The organism is Delftia sp. DS1230, from assembly GCF_040112715.1.
Lineage (GTDB): Bacteria > Pseudomonadota > Gammaproteobacteria > Burkholderiales > Burkholderiaceae_C > Comamonas > Comamonas tsuruhatensis.
The window spans coordinates 6,142,752-6,159,193 of sequence record NZ_CP157763.1 but is presented as its reverse complement, the minus strand read 5'-3'; the positions used below and the strand labels follow the sequence as shown (position 1 = coordinate 6,159,193).

Annotated in this window: 17 protein-coding genes; 12 read left to right on the top strand and 5 right to left on the bottom strand. The window is 65.9% G+C overall.

The window, feature by feature from the left end; all coding sequences use genetic code 11:
* Position 1 precedes the first annotated feature (1 nt).
* Genes AAN986_RS27765 through AAN986_RS27750 form a run of 4 tightly spaced genes read right to left on the bottom strand, consistent with a single transcriptional unit; the run spans position 2 to position 4,149 of the window.
* Positions 2-1,135 carry a CaiB/BaiF CoA-transferase family protein gene (locus AAN986_RS27765; RefSeq protein ID WP_047219504.1) on the bottom strand — a complete coding sequence of 378 codons (1,134 nt, stop codon included), beginning with the start codon at positions 1,133-1,135 and terminating at the stop codon, positions 2-4.
* A 21-nt stretch (positions 1,136-1,156) separates the two neighbouring features.
* Entirely contained in the window at positions 1,157-2,119 is a 963-nt protein-coding gene (locus AAN986_RS27760) for a tripartite tricarboxylate transporter substrate binding protein (RefSeq protein ID WP_034367696.1), read from the bottom strand.
* A 40-nt stretch (positions 2,120-2,159) separates the two neighbouring features.
* Positions 2,160-2,939 carry an SDR family NAD(P)-dependent oxidoreductase gene (locus AAN986_RS27755; RefSeq protein ID WP_046988290.1) on the bottom strand — a complete coding sequence of 260 codons (780 nt, stop codon included), beginning with the start codon at positions 2,937-2,939 and terminating at the stop codon, positions 2,160-2,162.
* Between the two features lie 22 nt (positions 2,940-2,961).
* A complete protein-coding gene (locus tag AAN986_RS27750) occupies positions 2,962-4,149 on the bottom strand; it encodes a thiolase family protein (RefSeq protein ID WP_017406998.1) in 1,188 nt (395 codons plus the stop codon).
* 161 nt (positions 4,150-4,310) lie between these two features.
* Here AAN986_RS27750 and AAN986_RS27745 point away from each other — a divergent pair, with 161 nt between their 5' ends.
* From AAN986_RS27745 to AAN986_RS27690, 12 genes are all read left to right on the top strand, one after another.
* Positions 4,311-5,876 carry an AMP-binding protein gene (locus tag AAN986_RS27745; RefSeq protein ID WP_047219503.1) on the top strand — a complete coding sequence of 522 codons (1,566 nt, stop codon included), beginning with the start codon at positions 4,311-4,313 and terminating at the stop codon, positions 5,874-5,876.
* A gap of 48 nt (positions 5,877-5,924) precedes the next feature.
* Complete coding sequence (locus AAN986_RS27740; RefSeq protein WP_047219502.1) at positions 5,925-7,067, top strand: acyl-CoA dehydrogenase family protein; 1,143 nt, start codon at positions 5,925-5,927, stop codon at positions 7,065-7,067.
* A 270-nt stretch (positions 7,068-7,337) separates the two neighbouring features.
* Complete coding sequence (gene tssI / locus AAN986_RS27735; protein ID WP_349335540.1) at positions 7,338-9,716, top strand: type VI secretion system tip protein TssI/VgrG; 2,379 nt, start codon at positions 7,338-7,340, stop codon at positions 9,714-9,716.
* Positions 9,717-9,761: 45 nt separating this feature from the next.
* Positions 9,762-10,073 carry a PAAR domain-containing protein gene (locus AAN986_RS27730; RefSeq protein ID WP_016453939.1) on the top strand — a complete coding sequence of 104 codons (312 nt, stop codon included), beginning with the start codon at positions 9,762-9,764 and terminating at the stop codon, positions 10,071-10,073.
* A gap of 6 nt (positions 10,074-10,079) precedes the next feature.
* On the top strand, positions 10,080-10,688 hold the full coding sequence (locus AAN986_RS27725) for a DUF4123 domain-containing protein (RefSeq protein WP_047219830.1): 609 nt from the start codon (positions 10,080-10,082) through the stop codon (positions 10,686-10,688).
* Entirely contained in the window at positions 10,685-11,089 is a 405-nt protein-coding gene (locus AAN986_RS27720) for a hypothetical protein (protein ID WP_047219829.1), read from the top strand. The genes AAN986_RS27725 and AAN986_RS27720 overlap by 4 nt, the downstream gene beginning before the upstream one ends.
* Complete coding sequence (locus AAN986_RS27715) at positions 11,086-11,841, top strand: hypothetical protein (protein ID WP_047219828.1); 756 nt, start codon at positions 11,086-11,088, stop codon at positions 11,839-11,841. The genes AAN986_RS27720 and AAN986_RS27715 overlap by 4 nt, the downstream gene beginning before the upstream one ends.
* 38 nt (positions 11,842-11,879) lie before the next feature.
* Positions 11,880-12,968, top strand: a complete 1,089-nt coding sequence (locus AAN986_RS27710; RefSeq protein WP_241150466.1) for a type VI immunity family protein — start codon at positions 11,880-11,882, stop codon at positions 12,966-12,968.
* A gap of 33 nt (positions 12,969-13,001) precedes the next feature.
* The gene (locus tag AAN986_RS27705) at positions 13,002-14,096 is read left to right on the top strand and encodes a type VI immunity family protein (protein WP_047219833.1); all 1,095 of its coding nucleotides are present in this window, start codon (positions 13,002-13,004) and stop codon (positions 14,094-14,096) included.
* 12 nt (positions 14,097-14,108) lie between these two features.
* Positions 14,109-14,630 (top strand): hypothetical protein, encoded by a 522-nt coding sequence (locus tag AAN986_RS27700; RefSeq protein ID WP_227740864.1) that lies wholly within the window; start codon positions 14,109-14,111, stop codon positions 14,628-14,630.
* 159 nt (positions 14,631-14,789) lie between these two features.
* The gene (locus tag AAN986_RS27695; protein WP_016450524.1) at positions 14,790-15,614 is read left to right on the top strand and encodes a UPF0149 family protein; all 825 of its coding nucleotides are present in this window, start codon (positions 14,790-14,792) and stop codon (positions 15,612-15,614) included.
* Between the two features lie 33 nt (positions 15,615-15,647).
* Positions 15,648-15,962, top strand: a complete 315-nt coding sequence (locus AAN986_RS27690; protein ID WP_012202639.1) for a helix-turn-helix domain-containing protein — start codon at positions 15,648-15,650, stop codon at positions 15,960-15,962.
* Here the strand turns inward: AAN986_RS27690 and AAN986_RS27685 are convergent.
* On the bottom strand, positions 15,943-16,434 hold the full coding sequence (locus AAN986_RS27685) for a CinA family protein (RefSeq protein WP_047219825.1): 492 nt from the start codon (positions 16,432-16,434) through the stop codon (positions 15,943-15,945). The genes AAN986_RS27690 and AAN986_RS27685 overlap by 20 nt on opposite strands.
* Positions 16,435-16,442 lie beyond the last annotated feature (8 nt).

The following is a 16,442-nucleotide window of genomic DNA, read 5'->3' as shown; positions in this document are numbered from 1 at the left end:
ATCAGCGGGCGCTGCGCCAGACTTCCTGCGCGCGGCCTGCTCTCACCTTCTCCCGCACGCTGGCGGTGTCGGAGCCTGCGGCATTTGCAGGACCCGGCGCATAGGCCTGGCCGTCAAAGCGTGGCGCGGGGCTGGCCTGCAGGGCGCCGCCTTCGGGCTGCAGATAGACGCCACGCGCCTGCAGGTGCGGATGGCTGGCGGCTTCCACGGGACTGAGCACCGCGCCGAAGCAGGCATCGCTGCCCTCCAGCAATTGCTGCCAGTGCGCGCGGGGCCGGGAGGCGAACAGCGTCTGCAGCTGCGCGCGCCGCGCCGGCCAGGCGGCGCGGTCCCACTGGGGGCCCTGGAACGCTGCGGCACCGGCCAGGCCCAGCCTGTCCAGCAGCAGGGCATGGAACTGCGGCTCGATGGCTCCCACGGTGATGAAGCCGCCATCGGCACAGGCATAGGTTTCGTAGAACGGTGCACTGTCGTGGATGCTGTGGCCGCGCTCGTCGGCCACCAGACCGCGCTGGCGCGCGTGCAGCATGAGGTTGAGCATGTGCGCCGCACCATCGACGATGGCCGCGTCCACCACCGTGCCGCGCCCCGTGGCGCGCGCCTGCACGATGCCGGCCAGCAGCCCCGTCATCAGGTACATGGCGCCGCCGCCGATGTCGCCCAGCGTGGCAAACGGCGAGACCGGCCGGGCATCGGCCGGCGCGCATCCCCACAGCGCGCCTGAGACGGCCGCATAGTTGTTGTCGTGGCCGGCTGCATGGGCCAGCGGGCCGTCCTGGCCCCAGCCCGTCATGCGGCCATAGACCAGGCGCGGGTTGAGGGCCTGGCAGGCCTCGGGTCCCAGGCCCAGGCGCTCCATGGCGCCGGGCCGCATGCCCTCGATCAGCGCATCGGCATCGCGCACCAGGGCCAGCACCAGGTCACGCCCTTCGGGTGACTTGAGATCGGCGAACACCGAGCGCTTGCCGCGCGACAGCGCCGAGGTGGCTGAGGCGGCTGAGGTGGCGGCGGGTTCCGCCTCGGGCCGCACGATGGACACCACATCGGCTCCCAGGTCCGCCAGATGCATGGCGCAGAACGGCCCCGGGCCGATGCCGCCAATCTCCAGCACGCGCACGCTGTCCAGCACCTTCATGGCGTCTCCGTCGAAATCGGTTCAGTCGAGTTGCAGTTGGCGGCTGGTGATCAGCGCGCCCCAGCTCTTGCGGTCGTTGTCCACCAGCTGGGTGAACTGCGCCTGCGGCATGCCGCCCGGGCGGCCGCCGAGCTCGCGGTAGCGGCGCGCCACCTCGGGGTCCCGGAGCACGGCGACCAGGCCGTCGGTGAGCTTGCGCACCACGGCGGGCGGCGTCTGCGCGGGCAGGAAGAAACCCATCCAGCCGACCTTGTCGAAGTCCTGCAGGCCCAGCTCGGTGGTGGTGGGCACGTTGGGCAGCTCGGGCTCGCGCTGCGCGCCCGTCACGGCGATGGGATGCAGCTTGCCCGCCTTGATGTGCACCAGCGAGGCCGTGAGGTTGTCGAACATGAACTGCGTCTCTCCCGAGACGATGGCCGCCGTGGCCGGTGCCGAGCCGCGGTAGGGCACATGCACCACGTCCACGCCCGTGCGCTCGCGCAGCAGCTCGCCCATGAGGTGCGTGGTCTGGCCCACGCCGGCCGAGGAGAACGACAGCTTGCCCGGCGCCTGCCGCGCGGCCTTGAGCAGGTCGTCCAGCGAGCGCACCGGCGATGCCTGGGGCACGACCAGCACGTTGGAGAACGAGATCATGTCCGTCAGCGCCACGAAGTCCTCGGGCCTGTAGGGCAGCTTCTTGTAGGCCGTGTAGTTGATGGCGTTGGAGCCCGTGTTGCCCACCAGCACCGTATAGCCGTCCGGCTGCGCGCGTGCCACCTGGCTGGCACCGATGGAGCCGCCCGCGCCCGGCTTGTTGTCCACGATGACGGGCTGGCCCAGCCGCTCGCCCAGCTTGAGCGCCAGCAGCCGCGCGGGAATGTCGGTGGAGCCCCCGGCCGCGCCCGGCACGACCAGGGTGATGGGCCGCGTGGGCCAGGCGTCGGCTGCAATGGCTGCCGTGGCGCACAGCAAGGCAGCCGCCGCCAGCGTGAGACGTTTGAACATGGTGTTTCTTCTCCGCGCGTGTGCTGGGCCGGGGCGCTTCTCAGCGAGGACTCATCCGAATGGCACCGTCCAGGCGAATCGTCTCGCCATTGAGCATGGGATTTTCAAGAATGTGCAGCGCGGTCAGCGCGTACTCGGACGGGTGGCCCAGGCGTGCGGGGTTGGGCACGGAGGCGGCCAGCGACTGGCGGATGTTGTCGGGCAGCTTGGCCAGGATGGGCGTGTCGAACAGGCCCGGCGCAATGGTGCACACGCGGATCATGCGCGTGGCCAGGTCGCGCGCGGCGACGATGGTCATGCCGATGATGCCGGCCTTGGCCGAGGCATAGGGAATCTGGCCGATCTGCCCCTCGTAGCCCGCCACCGAGGCCGTGAGCACGCAGGCGCCGCGCTCGCCTTGCACGGGCTCGTTGCGCGCCATGCTGGCGGCGGCCAGGCGCAGCGTGTTGAAGGTGCCGATCAGGTTCACGCGCACGATGCCCGTGTACTTGTCCAGCGAGCCCGGGCTGCCGTCCTTTTCCACCAGCCGCAGCGGCCCGCCCACGCCCGCGCAGTGCACCAGGGCGCGGAACTCGCCGAAGTCCTCGGCGGCCGCAATGGCGGCGGCCATCTGGTCGGCGTCGGCCACGTCGGCCTTCACGAAGCGCAGGCGGCTGCCGTGGCGCTGGCGGGCGGCGTCCACCATGGCCGCGCCGCGGTCCTCGTTCAGGTCCACCACCACCACGTTCAGGCCGCGTTCCAGCAGCGCCTGGGCCGATGCCTCGCCCAGACCCGATACGCCGCCCGTCACCAGGGCCGTCATGTTCTCTTGCAGTTGCATGGATGTGTCTCCCGTGCCTGGCTCACAGGCGTTCGATGATGGTGGCGTTGGCCATGCCGCCGGCCTCGCACATGGATTGCAGGCCGTAGCGCGCGCCGCTGTCCTCCAGCGCGTGCAGCATGGTGGTCATCAGGCGGATGCCCGAGGCCCCCAGCGGATGGCCCAGGGCGATGGCGCCGCCGCGCGGGTTCAGCCGCTCGGGGTCGGCGCCCAGTTCCCTCAGCTCTTTCAGCCAGGCCAGGGGCACGGAGGCGAAGGCCTCGTTGATCTCGCAGTGGTCCATCTGCTCCAGCCGCATGCCGGCCTTGGCCAGCACGCGCCGCGTGGCGGGAATGGGGGCCGTGAGCATGTACAGCGGATCGTCGCCCACCACGTCCAGCGCCACGAAGCGCGCACGCGGGCGCAGGCCCAGCTGCTGGGCGCGCTTCTCGCTCATCAGCAGCATGGCGCTGGCGCCGTCGGTCATCTGCGAGGCATTGCCCGCCGTGGTGTGCCAGCGGATCTGCGGAAAGCGCGCCGACAGCTCGTCGTTCTGGAACACGGCCTTGAGCGCGCCTAGCTTCTGCGCCGTGGTGCCCGGGCGGATGGTCTCGTCGGCCGTGACGAGGCCGGCAGGCGTGGTGATGCCCACGATCTCGCGCTCGAAGTGCCCGGCCGACTGGGCCGCATGGGCGCGCTGGTGCGACCGCGCGGCATAGGCATCCAGTTCCTCGCGGCCCAGGCCCCAGCGCGCGGCCACGAGGTCGGCCGACACGCCCTGGCCCACCAGCCCCGGTGCAAAGCGCGCATCGAAGCGTGCGCCCGTGGTGTTCTGCCCCATGCGCGAGCTGCCCATGGGCACGCGGCTCATGGACTCCACGCCGCAGGCGATCACCATGTCCTGCGTGCCCGACATGATGGCCTGCACGGCAAAGTGCACCGCCTGCTGGCTGGAGCCGCACTTGCGGTCGATGGTGGTGGACGGCACATGGGCCGGCAGGCCTGCGGCCAACCAGGCCAGACGGCCCGGCGTGCCGGCCTGCTCGCCGGCCTGGCTCACGCAGCCGGTGATCACATCGTCCACCGCGCCGGGGTCGATGCGGTTGCGCTGCACGAGCTGCTCCAGCACCTGGCTGAGCAGATCGACGGGGTGGAGCTGGGCCAGGGCGCCATCGGGCTTGGCCCGGGCCATGGGACTGCGGATGGCATCGACGATGACGGGTGTGTTCATGCGGATTTAATGAGACTGGAGGTTCATGAAATGAATGATAAGTCTCGAAATTTGCATTGAACAAAGCGTTTTCCCGGATGAAAAACCGCGCGCAAACAAAAATACTTGCTGAAACCCGATGAATTCGAGACGGTGGATTCAAAAAAGCAAAGGAGACAGGCGTGCATGACTTTCACAGCTGGGCCGATGCCCGGCCCGACCGCGTTGCGCTGACCATGGGCGACAGCGGCCAGCAGCACACGGCGGGCGCGCTGGCGCAGCGCTCGCGCGAGGTGGCGCAGTGGATGGCCGGGCAAGGCCTGGCGGCCGGCGATACGGTGGCCGTGCTGATGGAAAACCGCGTGGAGATCCTGGAGCTGGTGCTGGCCGCTCGCCTGGCGGGCCTGTACGCGGTGGTCATCAGCACCCACCTGACGGCGCCCGAGGTGGCCTACATCCTGGGCGACAGCGGGGCGCGCCATGTCTTTGCCTCGGCCGCCACGGCGGCGCAGCTGCCGGCTACGCTGGCGGCCACCGTGCATTCGGTGGACGGAGACTGCGCATCCACGGGCCTGCCGTCGCTGGCCGATGCCCTGGCCGCCTGGCGTGCGCAGGCGCCCGCGCCCATCGACCTGTCCAGCCGTCCGCTGGGGCGCGACCTGCTGTACTCCTCGGGCACCACGGGCCGGCCCAAGGGCATCAAGAAGGCGCTGCCGGCGGCGCTCTACCGCACGCAGGCCGATCCCGAATTCCTGGCCTGGCAGCGCAACATGGGCTTTGATGCCGACGCGGTCTACCTCTCGCCCGCGCCGTTGTACCACGCAGCACCGCTGCGCTACTGCCTGCGCACGCTGGACGGCGGCGGCGCGGTGGTGATCACGGCGCGCTTCGACGCCCAGCAGGCGCTGGCGATGATCGAGCGCTACCGCATCACCCACAGCCAGTGGGTGCCGACCATGCTGGGCCGCCTGCTGCAGCTGCCCGAGGAGGTGCGGCACGGCTATGACCTGTCCAGCCACCGCTGCGCCATCCATGCGGCCGCGCCCTGCCCGGTGGCCGTCAAGCAGGCGCTGCTGGACTGGTGGGGCGACATCCTGCTGGAGTACTACGCAGGCTCCGAAGGCTGCGGCATCACCCTGATCAACTCCGCCGAATGGCGCCGGCGCCCAGGCTCCGTGGGCCGCGCCAGCTACGGTCGGCTGCGCATCGTGGGCGACGACGGGCAGGAGCTGCCTGCGGGCCAGATCGGCCGCGTGTTCTTCTCGGACGTGGCGCCCTTCGCCTACCTCAACGACCCCGCCAAGACCCGCGAGGCCATCGACGAGCGTGGCTGGGCCACCTATGGCGACCTGGGCCATGTGGACGAGGAGGGCTACCTCTTTCTCAGCGACCGGCGGGCCGACCTCATCCTGTCGGGCGGCGTCAACCTCTATCCGCAGGAAATAGAGAACGCGCTGGCCACGCACCCGGCCGTGCAGGAGGTGGCCGTGGTCGGCGTGCCCGAGCCCGACTTCGGCGAGCAGCCCATGGCCGTGGTCGTGCTGCGCCAGGGCCATGCGGCCAGTGCAGAGATGGCGCACGCCATCGTCGCCGAGGCCGGCGCCACGCTGTCGCGCCTCAAGCGCCCGCAGCGCCTGCAGTTCGTGGACGAGCTGCCGCGCCTGCCCACGGGCAAGCTGCTGCGCCGCGTGCTCAAGGACAGGCTGCGCGAGCAGCCCCACGCGGGCTTCAACCTGCGCAGCGCCTGAACGGCCCTTCCCCGTCTTTCCTCACCGACAACCACCGGATACCGACCCATGCAAGACCTGACCGAGCGCTCCGTCTACCGCGAAGACCATGAACAGTTCCGCGAGCAGGCCCGCCGCTTCTTCGAGCGCGAGATCGTCCCCCACCATGCCGAATGGGAGCGCCAGGGCATCGTGCCCAAGGAGGTCTGGCGCAAGGCCGGGCGCGAAGGCCTGCTCAACCCCATGCTGCCCGAGCCCTATGGCGGCGGTGGCGACTTCGGCCATGCGGCCGTGCTGCTGGAGGAGATCGCGCGCACGGGCGCCAGCGGGCTGGGCTTTCCGCTGCATTCGGACATCGTCGCGCCCTACATCCATGCCTATGGCAGCAAGGTGCAGAAGGACCGCTGGCTGCCGCGCATGGCCGCAGGCGAGCTGATCGGCGCCATTGCCATGACCGAGCCCGGCGTGGGCAGCGACCTCAAGTCCGTGCGCACCACGGCGCGGCGCGAGGGCGACCACTACGTGCTCAACGGCCAGAAGACTTTCATCACCAACGGCATCAACTCGGAGCTGGTCATCGTCGTCGCCAAGACCGCGTCCGAGATGGGTGCCAAGGGCGTGTCCCTGATCGTGGTCGAGGACGGCATGCCCGGCTTCTCCAAGGGCCGCAAGCTCGAGAAGATCGGCCTCATGGCGCAGGACACCTCGGAGCTGTTCTTCGACAACGTGCGCGTGCCGGCCGACCACCTGCTGGGCGAGGAGAACGCGGGCTTCAGGTATCTGATGCACGAACTGGCCCAGGAGCGCCTGGTGGTGGCCGTGCGCGCCGCCGCCTCCATCGAGGCCTTTTTGCACAAGACCATTGCCTACACGCGCGAGCGCAAGGCCTTCGGCCAGCCGGTGTTCGACTTCCAGAACACGCGCTTCAAGCTGGCCGAGGCCAAGGCCCAGGCCACCATGCTGCGCGTCTTCGTGGACGACTGCATCGCCCTGCACCTGCGCCGCGCGCTCGCGCCCGACCGGGCGGCCATGGTCAAGCTCAATGCCACGGCGCTGCAAAACCGCCTGCTCGACGAATTCCTGCAACTGCACGGCGGCTACGGCTACATGACCGAATACCAGATCGGCCGCGCCTGGACCGATGCGCGCATAGGGCGGATCTACGGGGGCAGCGACGAGATCATGAAGGAGATCATCGGAAGGACTCTTTGAACCCCTGAGCGGCTGCGCGGGCGTGCGGCGCCCTGATCCGGGGGACGGCCAAGCGGGGCGATGTGTAGCGGCTGCACATCATGAAGGCCCTTGCTCCGGCCGCTTGTCCTAGGCTTTTCCCAAGCCCGATCCGAGTGGGAGAAGCGGCAATTTTCCTTTTGGCAATCCTATTTTTTGGCAGAAATTGGAATTTCCATAGAGCGGCTCATTCTTCCATGATCTTTCCGTATCGAAAGATCGGGAGGGCGCCCCCACAGGGCGAGAGCACCAATGACACGCCGAGTCACCATCCATACGCCATTGGGCGATGAACTGCATTTCCGTGAATTGCGCGGCCAGGAAAACATCAGCCAGCTCTTCAGCCTCGATGTGGAAATGCTCAGCGAAAGCGAAAGCATCGATCCCAAGGCCCTATTGGGCAAAAACGCCACCATAGAAATAGAAACCCAGGGCGGCGGCAGGCGCTTCATCGACGGCATCGTCACCCGCTTCGGCATGCAGGGCCAGGACCATCGCCACTACGCCTACAAGGCCCGCCTGAGCCCCTGGCTGTGGCTGGCCACGCGCAAGAGCGACTTTCGCATCTTCCAGAACCTCAACGTGCCCGACATCGTCGAGCAGGTATTGGGCGTCTATGGCCATCCAATGCAAAGGAAACTCACCCGCGCCTATCGCAGTTGGGATTACTGCGTGCAATACAACGAAAGCGATTGCGACTTCGTCTCGCGATTGATGGAGCACGAAGGCATCTACTACCACTTCGCGCATGCCATGGGAGAACACACCCTGGTGCTGTGCGACGACATCATTGCCTCGCACGGCGCATTGCCCGGCGGCGAATCCATTCCCTTCTATCCCCCGGAAAAAGCCGCCGCAGGCGACCAGGAAAACATCCACGCCTGGCAGCTGGAGCAGGAAATCAAGCCGGGCCGCCATTACATCGACGACTACGACTTCAAAAAGCCCCGGGCCGAACTGTCCCACATGCGCCGCGATCCACCGGGCCATGCGCACGACGGCCATGAAACCTACGAATGGCCGGGCGGCTACACGGAGTACGGCGACGGAGATGCCTACATCCGCGTGCGCCTGAAGCAAGGCCTCACGGGCCACAGCCGGGTGCGGGGCCAGTCCTGCCACCGGGCGCTGGCCACGGGCTACACCTTCAGCCTCTACAACTACCCGCGCGGGGACCAGAACCGGCAGTACCTGATCACGGGCCTGAGCTACCACCTGAAAGAAAACCCTCGCGTCAGCGCGATCTCCAGCGTACGTGGCGTCCCATCCGCACCGAGTACCCGGGACGGCGCCAAGGAAGAAGGCTCCTTCCAGCGCTACGAGCTGCAGGCCCAGCCCACGGATCTTGCCTTCAAGCCACCGCGCACCACGCCCAAGCCGCGCACCACGGGGCCGCAGACGGCCATTGTCGTGGGCCCGGCCGGGCAGGAAATCTGGACCGACGAATACGGCCGCATCAAGGTGCAGTTCCACTGGGACCGGCTGGGCAAGAAGGACCAGAACTCCAGCTGCTGGATCCGCGTGGCCACCAACTGGGCAGGCCCGGGCTTTGGCGCCATCTCGATCCCCCGCATAGGGCATGAGGTGGTGGTGGACTTCCTCAATGGCGACCCCGACTATCCGCTGGTCACGGGCTGCGTCTACAACGCGGCCAACATGCCGCCCTGGGCGCTGCCGGCCAATGCCACGCAATCGGGCATCAAGACCCGATCGAGCAAGGATGGCAACCCGGGGTCAGGCATGAAGAACGGCCAGGGCGACGCCAACGCCATCCGCTTCGAGGACAAGGCGGGCGCCGAACAGCTGTGGCTGCACGCGCAAAAGGACCAGCTCACCGAAGTCGAGAACGACGAGGACAAATGGGTGGGCAACGACCGGCGCAAGACCATCGACCGGGACGAGACCAGCGTCATCCACCGCGACCGCACCGAGACCGTGGACCGCAACGAGAAGATCGACGTGCACGGCTGGCGCACGGAGGTGGTGGACCTGGACGAGACCCTCACCGTCCACCAGAACCGCACGCGCACGGTGGACCTGGATGAAAGCATCCGCATCTGCAAGAACCGCACGAAAACCGTGGATGCCAATGGACGCGACAGCATCGGCCGCAACTGGACCCTGGCCACGGGGCGCATGAAATCCGAAACCGTGGGCATCGGCTACACCCAGGGCACGGGCCTGTTCAAGATGGTCACCGTGGGGTGTGCCTACAACCTCAACGTAGGCGCGGTGCTGATGAGCAACGTGGGTGTCCTGCGAAGCGACAGCGTGGGGATGGACTGGAGCCGGACCGTGGGGCGCAACCGCAGCGCGCAGGTTGGAAGCGATGAAGGCCTCATCGTGGGCAACAACCGCAGCAGCACCATCCAGAACAACGACAGCACCGAGGTAGGGCAGGACCAGGCGGTCAACGTCGGCAACGACCACGCGCTGCGGGTGGGCGCCAACAGCCTGGTCGATGCGGGCGGACAGCTGGCCCTGGCGGCGGGCACCACGCTGACGGTCGATGGGCAACAGGTCATCGTCACCGGCACCCGAAGCATCCGGCTGCAATCGGGGGCGAGCTCCATCGAGATCTCTCCGGCCATGGTCGAGATCAAGTCGCCGCTGGTGAAGATCAACTGCTGAACCCGGGACACTCGCATGGGACAACCTGCAGCAAGAGTGGGCGACATGCATGCCTGTCCCGCCCACGGGGGCGGGGCCATTCTCTCCGGCCAGGCCGATGTGCTCATCGGCGGCATGCCGGCGGCCAGGGTCACGGACCAGGCGCTGTGCCCCCGTTCGCCGCCCGACGCCATTGCCGAAGGCGAAGCCACGGTACTGATCGGCGGCAGGCCCGCAGCCCGCATGGGGGACAGGACCGTGCACGGCGGCGTGGTCGTCTCGGGCTGCACCACCGTCTGGATCGGTGCGAATGCGGGCCGGTGCCTGGCCGAAGCCGCGCAATCGGGGGCCGCCTTCGTGTCGGCCATGGAGGACTGAATCGCCATGTCCACCTTGATCCCCCCAGGCCCCGGCACGCCGGACGACCTCCAGATGGCACGCCAGGCCGTGCTCGAAAAGGTGGCGGCGACCTATGACGGCCTGCTCTACGCCATCGTGGACGCGGCGGCGGATGAGCACCTGCATGACGCCATCCTGGCCGAGCCGCCGCAGTCCGGCATCACCTGCCTGTATGACGGCATGCCCGCCGCCCGCTATGCGCGCTACGCGCCCTATCTCATGCGGGTGCATGCAGGCAGTCCGCTGTTCCAGCGCTGGCCGCATGAAGGCTGGCAGGCGCACTGGGGCATTTTCCTGATCAGCCGGCTGCCGGCCCCTGCGCTCAAGCGCCATCTCAAGCGGTTTCTGCAGGCCAGGGGAGACGGCGGCCAGCGGCTGTGGCTGCGCTTTTACGACCCGCGCGTGCTGCCTCGCCTGCTGGCGCAGTTCGACCCGGCGCATCTGGGGGACTGGTTCCGCGGCCACAGCATCCTCGCCTGCCTGGCACCGCATCCCGAGGGGATCTGGGTCGGCATGGCGCAACGCAAGTTTCTGGACCACGTCACAGGCCTGGCGCGCCTGGACAGCAGGCAATGGGAGGTGTCTTCGCCATGATGGAAATTTCAACCCTGGAAATGCAGCGCACGCTGCGCCGCAACCTCGTGCCCAGCGAAGAAGGGATTGCCGCCATCGTGCGGCAGACCTGCCATCTCAGCGAGCAGGATTGGCCGCATGACAGGCTGCTGGCCCATACCCGGCGAGGCCTTGACCGCGCGGTGGGCTGGGGCCTGTCGACGCCGGACGATGTCATCGGCTTCCTGGCCTTGCGCCACCAGTTTGGCGAACGCTTCGACGAGTTTCCCGCCGTGCGCAAGTTTCTCTCGCGCACCGACCTGCCGCCTGACGGCCGCATCCAGTTGATGATGCTTGAACTGCCGATGGGCATCTGGGACGTGGTGCGGCGGCGCACGCCTGTGGGCGAGTCCTCCTCGCCCCTCGGCGGGCCTGGCGCATGAGCTGCGAACAACTGGTCCCCGCCTTCATCGCCCTCAATCGCCTGAAGCGGTCCAGGGACCTGTGCAAGGCCGTCGTGCTTGTGGGCTTCAACAAGGTATGCGGCACCCGGGACTTCGACAATGAACTGGACCGCAGGGCGCTGTGCGAGCTGTTTTGCTGCTGCATGACCGGCGGCCTGGGCCAGCGCTGCGTGGCCGGCGTGGTCATGCAGGCCGACGGGTTTGAAGGCTACCGGGGCTACTACAAGCAGGAAGTGCCGTACCTGAACAAGGCCCCCGTCATGTCGCGCAACGAGCCCGTGCGCCCCACGCGCAGCCGGCCTGCGGGCTCGCGCATTCCGGATGTGGTCGTGGTGAAGAACCCGCGCCTTCCGCCTGTGCTGAACAACGTGCAGCGGGTCTATGAGATGAAGTTTCCGGGGGATAAATTTTCTTCAGAATTTGGGCCCGATGGCATGAATCAGTTCCAGGCATATCAAGAAATATTTGGAGAGAAATTTCTTAAGAAGGCTTTAGACACCGGAAGCTGTGCTTGCGACAGCGATGGAAGAAACGTGAACGAAAGTGTGTTGAACCAAGCAACGCTATGGCAGGCCAACAGGGAAAAGGCCATCTCTTTGGCGGAGCGGGTGAATGCGGATACGGCATCAGCGGTCGGGGCTGCGGCCGGTGCATCCGCACTGGGGAGGGCGCTGCGAGGTGTTGGGGCGGTAGGAACCGCACTGGCGAGAGTCCTCGGGTTGTCCTTTTGAGGCGACGGCTTCGGTACGGTGAGATATGGAGGATGGATATGGCAAAAGACTTCAACAAACCTTTGAGCACCAGAGAGCTGCAAAAAGCCACCGTGGCGACGATGGATATTCTCAAGGCGCTGGTATTGCGTAATCAATTTGGCAATATTTGCGTAAGAGCTGGCTGGACCATCGAGATGGTATTCCATGAAGGGGATTCATTGGCTGTGCGTGAGCGAGCTTGGAAGGTGATAGATCTATTCGTTGAAGCCGTTGGTGCTGAGAAGCTTGCAATATGGTGGGGGATGGCTCCTGTTGCTATGGCCAGCGAGAAAGGGAAAGCGAGAATAGAAAAGCACAAGCCGAGTACGCTCAATAATCCGAAGGGATTTGCAATGATGTTTGATCTGGCCTCGGGAAGTCCAAAACCTCCAGATGATTGGGTGGAAAATGCACAAGAATTTCGACTTTATTGCCGGATAAAAAACAATGAAGGCATCTGGCTGCATGATCGCCATACAACACCTGGCATAGGGCCTTCCATGTCTTTCATTCGCATGGCATTTCCAGCATGGTGGATTCTTGACCAGCCGCCTGAGCACAATGTGGGTCGCCTCACCACCCAGATGGTGGAGTTGATGCAACCCTTCTGGGCTATTGCCGGATGGGGTGTCATGCCTGCAGTGGAAGAGCGAAATATCGATCCCGACGGCAAAGGACAACAAGTGTTGTATCCCTATCTTCAGCGGTTCCCGGGCTTGAATGCCCTGGGCAGTCTTGCGTTGATGAGCCATGACTTCAACAACGCCATGTACAGCATCAACTGGCTGAGTTTTGTCAGCGATGCCTTGCTGGAAAAACTGGGCGGGCGAGAGGCCGTGCGAAAGCAGGTGGAGGCCAGTCAGTATCTTTCGGCCGGGGATGTGGGCAACTGCCTGGGAATCCGTGCGGGAGACTTTCCTGGTCTGGGGGATATGGATCAAGGACTGACGCTGCCCGCCTTTGGCGAGGCGGCGCGCCTGCTCAAGCCTGTTCGCGCCAGATCCCGGCTCAACAACTTCATCGGCCCACCGCCTTCGGGCTCCAATGATGAACATGCGTGGCTGCTGGCATGCGATGCCTATATGAGTCGGTTTGATCTGTTCTGATTTATGGGATTCTGAAGGTATAGGGAGATGACGATGGCTGCGGAACATGATTTCAATTGGCTCTCAAGCAATCGGGAAGCGGATGCTGCCATGGCGGCGACATTGAATATTCTCAAGGCACTGGTATTGCGGAATAATTTTGGCAATATTTGCGCAAGAGCTGGCTGGACCATCGAGATGGTATTCCATGAAGGGGATTCATTGGCTGTACGCGAGCGCGCTTGGAAGGTGATAGATCTATTCATTGAAACCGTTGGTGCTGAGAAGCTTGCAATATGGTGGGGAATGGCTCCTGTTGCCATGGCCAGCGAGAAAGGGAGGGCGAGAATGGAAAAGCGTAAGCCCAGTACGCTCAATAATCCGAAGGGGTTTGCAATGATGTTTGATCTAGCAACAGGCAATCCAAAACCTCCAGACGATTGGGTGGAGAATGCACAAGACTTTCGTCTTTACTGCCGTATCAACAACGACGAAGGGCTTTGGATGAAGGATCGCTATCAATCACCTGGCATAGGCCCTGCAATGTCTTTCATTCGCATGGCATTTTCTATCTGGTGGATTCTTGATCAACCGCCCGAGCGCAATGTGGGAAAAATTACCACCAAGCTAGTGGAGTTGATGCAGCCCTTCTGGGCCATTGCAGGCTGGGGCATCATGCCTGCAGTGGAAGAACGAAATATCGGACCTGTTGGCAAGGGCCAGCAAGTGCTATATCCCTATCTTCAGCGGTTTCCAGGCTTGAATGCATTGGGTAGCCACGCCTTGCAGAGCCATGACTTCAACAACGCCATGTACAGCATTAACTGGCTCAGTTTTGTCAGCGATGCCTTGCTGGAAAAACTGGGCGGGCGGGAGGCGGTGCGCAAGCAGGTGCAGGCCAGCCAGTATCTATCTGCCGGGGATGTGGGCAACTGCCTGGGAATTCGCGCAGGAGACACTCCGGGGCTGGGGGACATGGACCAGGGGCTGACGTTGCCCGCCTTTGGCGAGGCAGCGCGCCTGCTCAAGCCTGTCCGTGCCAGATCCCGCCTCAACAGCTTCATCGGACCGCCGCCTTCTGGCTCCAATGATGAGCATGCATGGCTGCTGGCATGCGACGCCTATATGCGTCGCTTTGATGAATTCTGAATGGAAAGCACCATGAAGCCACAGCCCATCGCCCCGTTGATGGATGCCGTGTTGCGCACGCTGGGACGGCACAGCCGGCAGGACTACCTGCGCCTGGCCCTGCGCCAGGCGGGATTGAGCGATACGCAGCTGCTGAAGATTGATCACGCCCCGCCTTACCCGGTGACATGGGCGGAGACGGGGCTGGGCCTGGTCCTTCAACGCCTGGCCTGGGGCGACATGCCAGGCGCTCCGACATGGGGCGTGCACAGCGTGACCCTGGATGCGCAGCGCTGGAAGGGGACTTGGCCCATGGGCCTGGATCCGGAGACCGTGACCGCGCAGGAATTCGTCAGCCTGCTGGCCCAGGACCAGTCCGAGGCGCTGTGCCTGCCCCAGATGGCCTGCTGCACGACCCGCGGTTTCGACGAGCAGACATGGGCACTGGTGGCAGTCTTTGGCGGCGCCAGCGGTGCTTTGCAGAATTTGACGATGAGCCGGGTCGGGGAATGGGTGGGGCTTTCCATGCTCCCGGCCTGGCAGGGAGCCGGGTAGCGGGTGGGCCACGTGGGCCATGTGGGGCGATAGGGCCCCGTGGGCGCCAGTTCCGACCGGGCGCCACGGACATGGCGGCGCGGCTACACTGCGGGCCATTCATTCGAGGGGCTGGCCGTGGCCGGTTCCTTCTCCCTGTTTTCCCTAGAGATTTCCGCCATGTCCAACGACGCCCACGAAGCCACCGCCCTGCCCGACGAGCCTGCCCTGACGCCCGAGGCGCTGGAGGAGCTTGACGATCTGCTCGACGAGCTGCGCACGCGCGGCGAGGAGATTCCGCAGTGGGAGTTCTGCGACGGTTTCCTGACGGCGCTGATCTGCACGCGCCGCGAGGTGCCGGCCGCCGAGTGGCTGCCCATGCTGCTGGGCGACGGCGGCACGCTGGAGGCGGCCGAGGGCCAGCCGCTGCCGCTGATGGAAGTGTTCAAGGACGCGGCGCAGCAGGCGCGCTTTCTGGAGCTGGTGGGCCTGCGCATGGACGAGATCCGCACCCAGCTGGACGCCGACGTGAAGACGCTGGAAGACGACCGCACCTTCCAGCCCGAGGCCATGGACATGCGCGGCGCCATCCTGTCGCTGCCTGAGGAAGAGCGTCCCGATGACGGCGAGATTCCCTCGTTCGGCCAGATCTGGGCGCTGGGCTTCATGTTCGTGGTCGAGAACTGGGCCGAGGAATGGGCCGCGCCGCGCGACAAGGAAGCCGCCGGCTGGCTCAACGAGGCGCTCAACGCCGTCGTGGCCCTGACCGAGGATGACACCGGCAAGCCCGAAGTCTGCATGTACGACGAGGACGGCCCCGCCAGCACCAGCCAGGAGCGCGTGGAGCAGTTCGGCGAGGCCATCTGGGCGCTGTACGACCTGCGCCAGATCTGGAAGAGCATGGGCCCGCGCCAGGAAACCATCGTCAAGGGCGAGCAGCCGGGCCGCAACGACCCCTGCCCCTGCGGCAGCGGCAAGAAGTTCAAGAAGTGCCACGGCGCCTGAGCGCCCGCGCCACAGGCTTTGGATGCACGGGCCATGAGACATATCGGTGAACGCATACGCGCCCGCCGCGCCGAACTGGGCATGACCCAGGGCCGGCTGGCCGAGGCCGCAGGCATCACGGCCTCGGCCGTGTCGCAGATCGAATCGGGGGCCATCCGCACCCTCAAGAACGACACCCTGGCCCGCGTGGCCCTGGCGTTGCAGACCACGGCGCTGGAGCTGACGGCTGGCCTGGAAGACGACAACGCGCCGCTGCCCGTGGACGAGCAGCGCCTGCTGGAAAGCTACCGCGCCCTGCCTGCACCGCTGCAGGAGATCGCGCACCGGCTCATAAAAGCCTTGCGCTGATCAGCGCATTGAGGCGCTGCAGGGCATGGACCACGGTGGCCTGGCGCACGGCGGCGCGGTCGCCGTCAAAGCGCAGGCATTCGCTGTGCGTGGTGCCGTACACGTTCCAGCCGAACCAGACCGTGCCCACGGGCTTGGCGGCGCTGCCGCCGCCCGGCCCGGCCACGCCTGTCACGGCCACGCTGCACTGCGCGCGTGAGTGGGCGATGGCGCCTTCGGCCATGGCGCGCGCCACGGGCTCGCTCACGGCGCCGTGTTCGGCGATCAGCGGCTCGGGCACGCCCAGCAGGTCGTGCTTGGCCGCGTTGGAGTAGCTGACAAGGCCGCGCTCGAACCATTCGCTGGAGCCGGCGCGGTCCGTGCAGGCCGCAGCGATCATGCCGCCCGTGCAGCTCTCGGCCGTGGCCAGCATCCAGCCGCGCTGCAGCAGCAGGCCTGCCAGGGTTTCGACGAGTTCGTTGGATGCGTTCATGCCAGCTC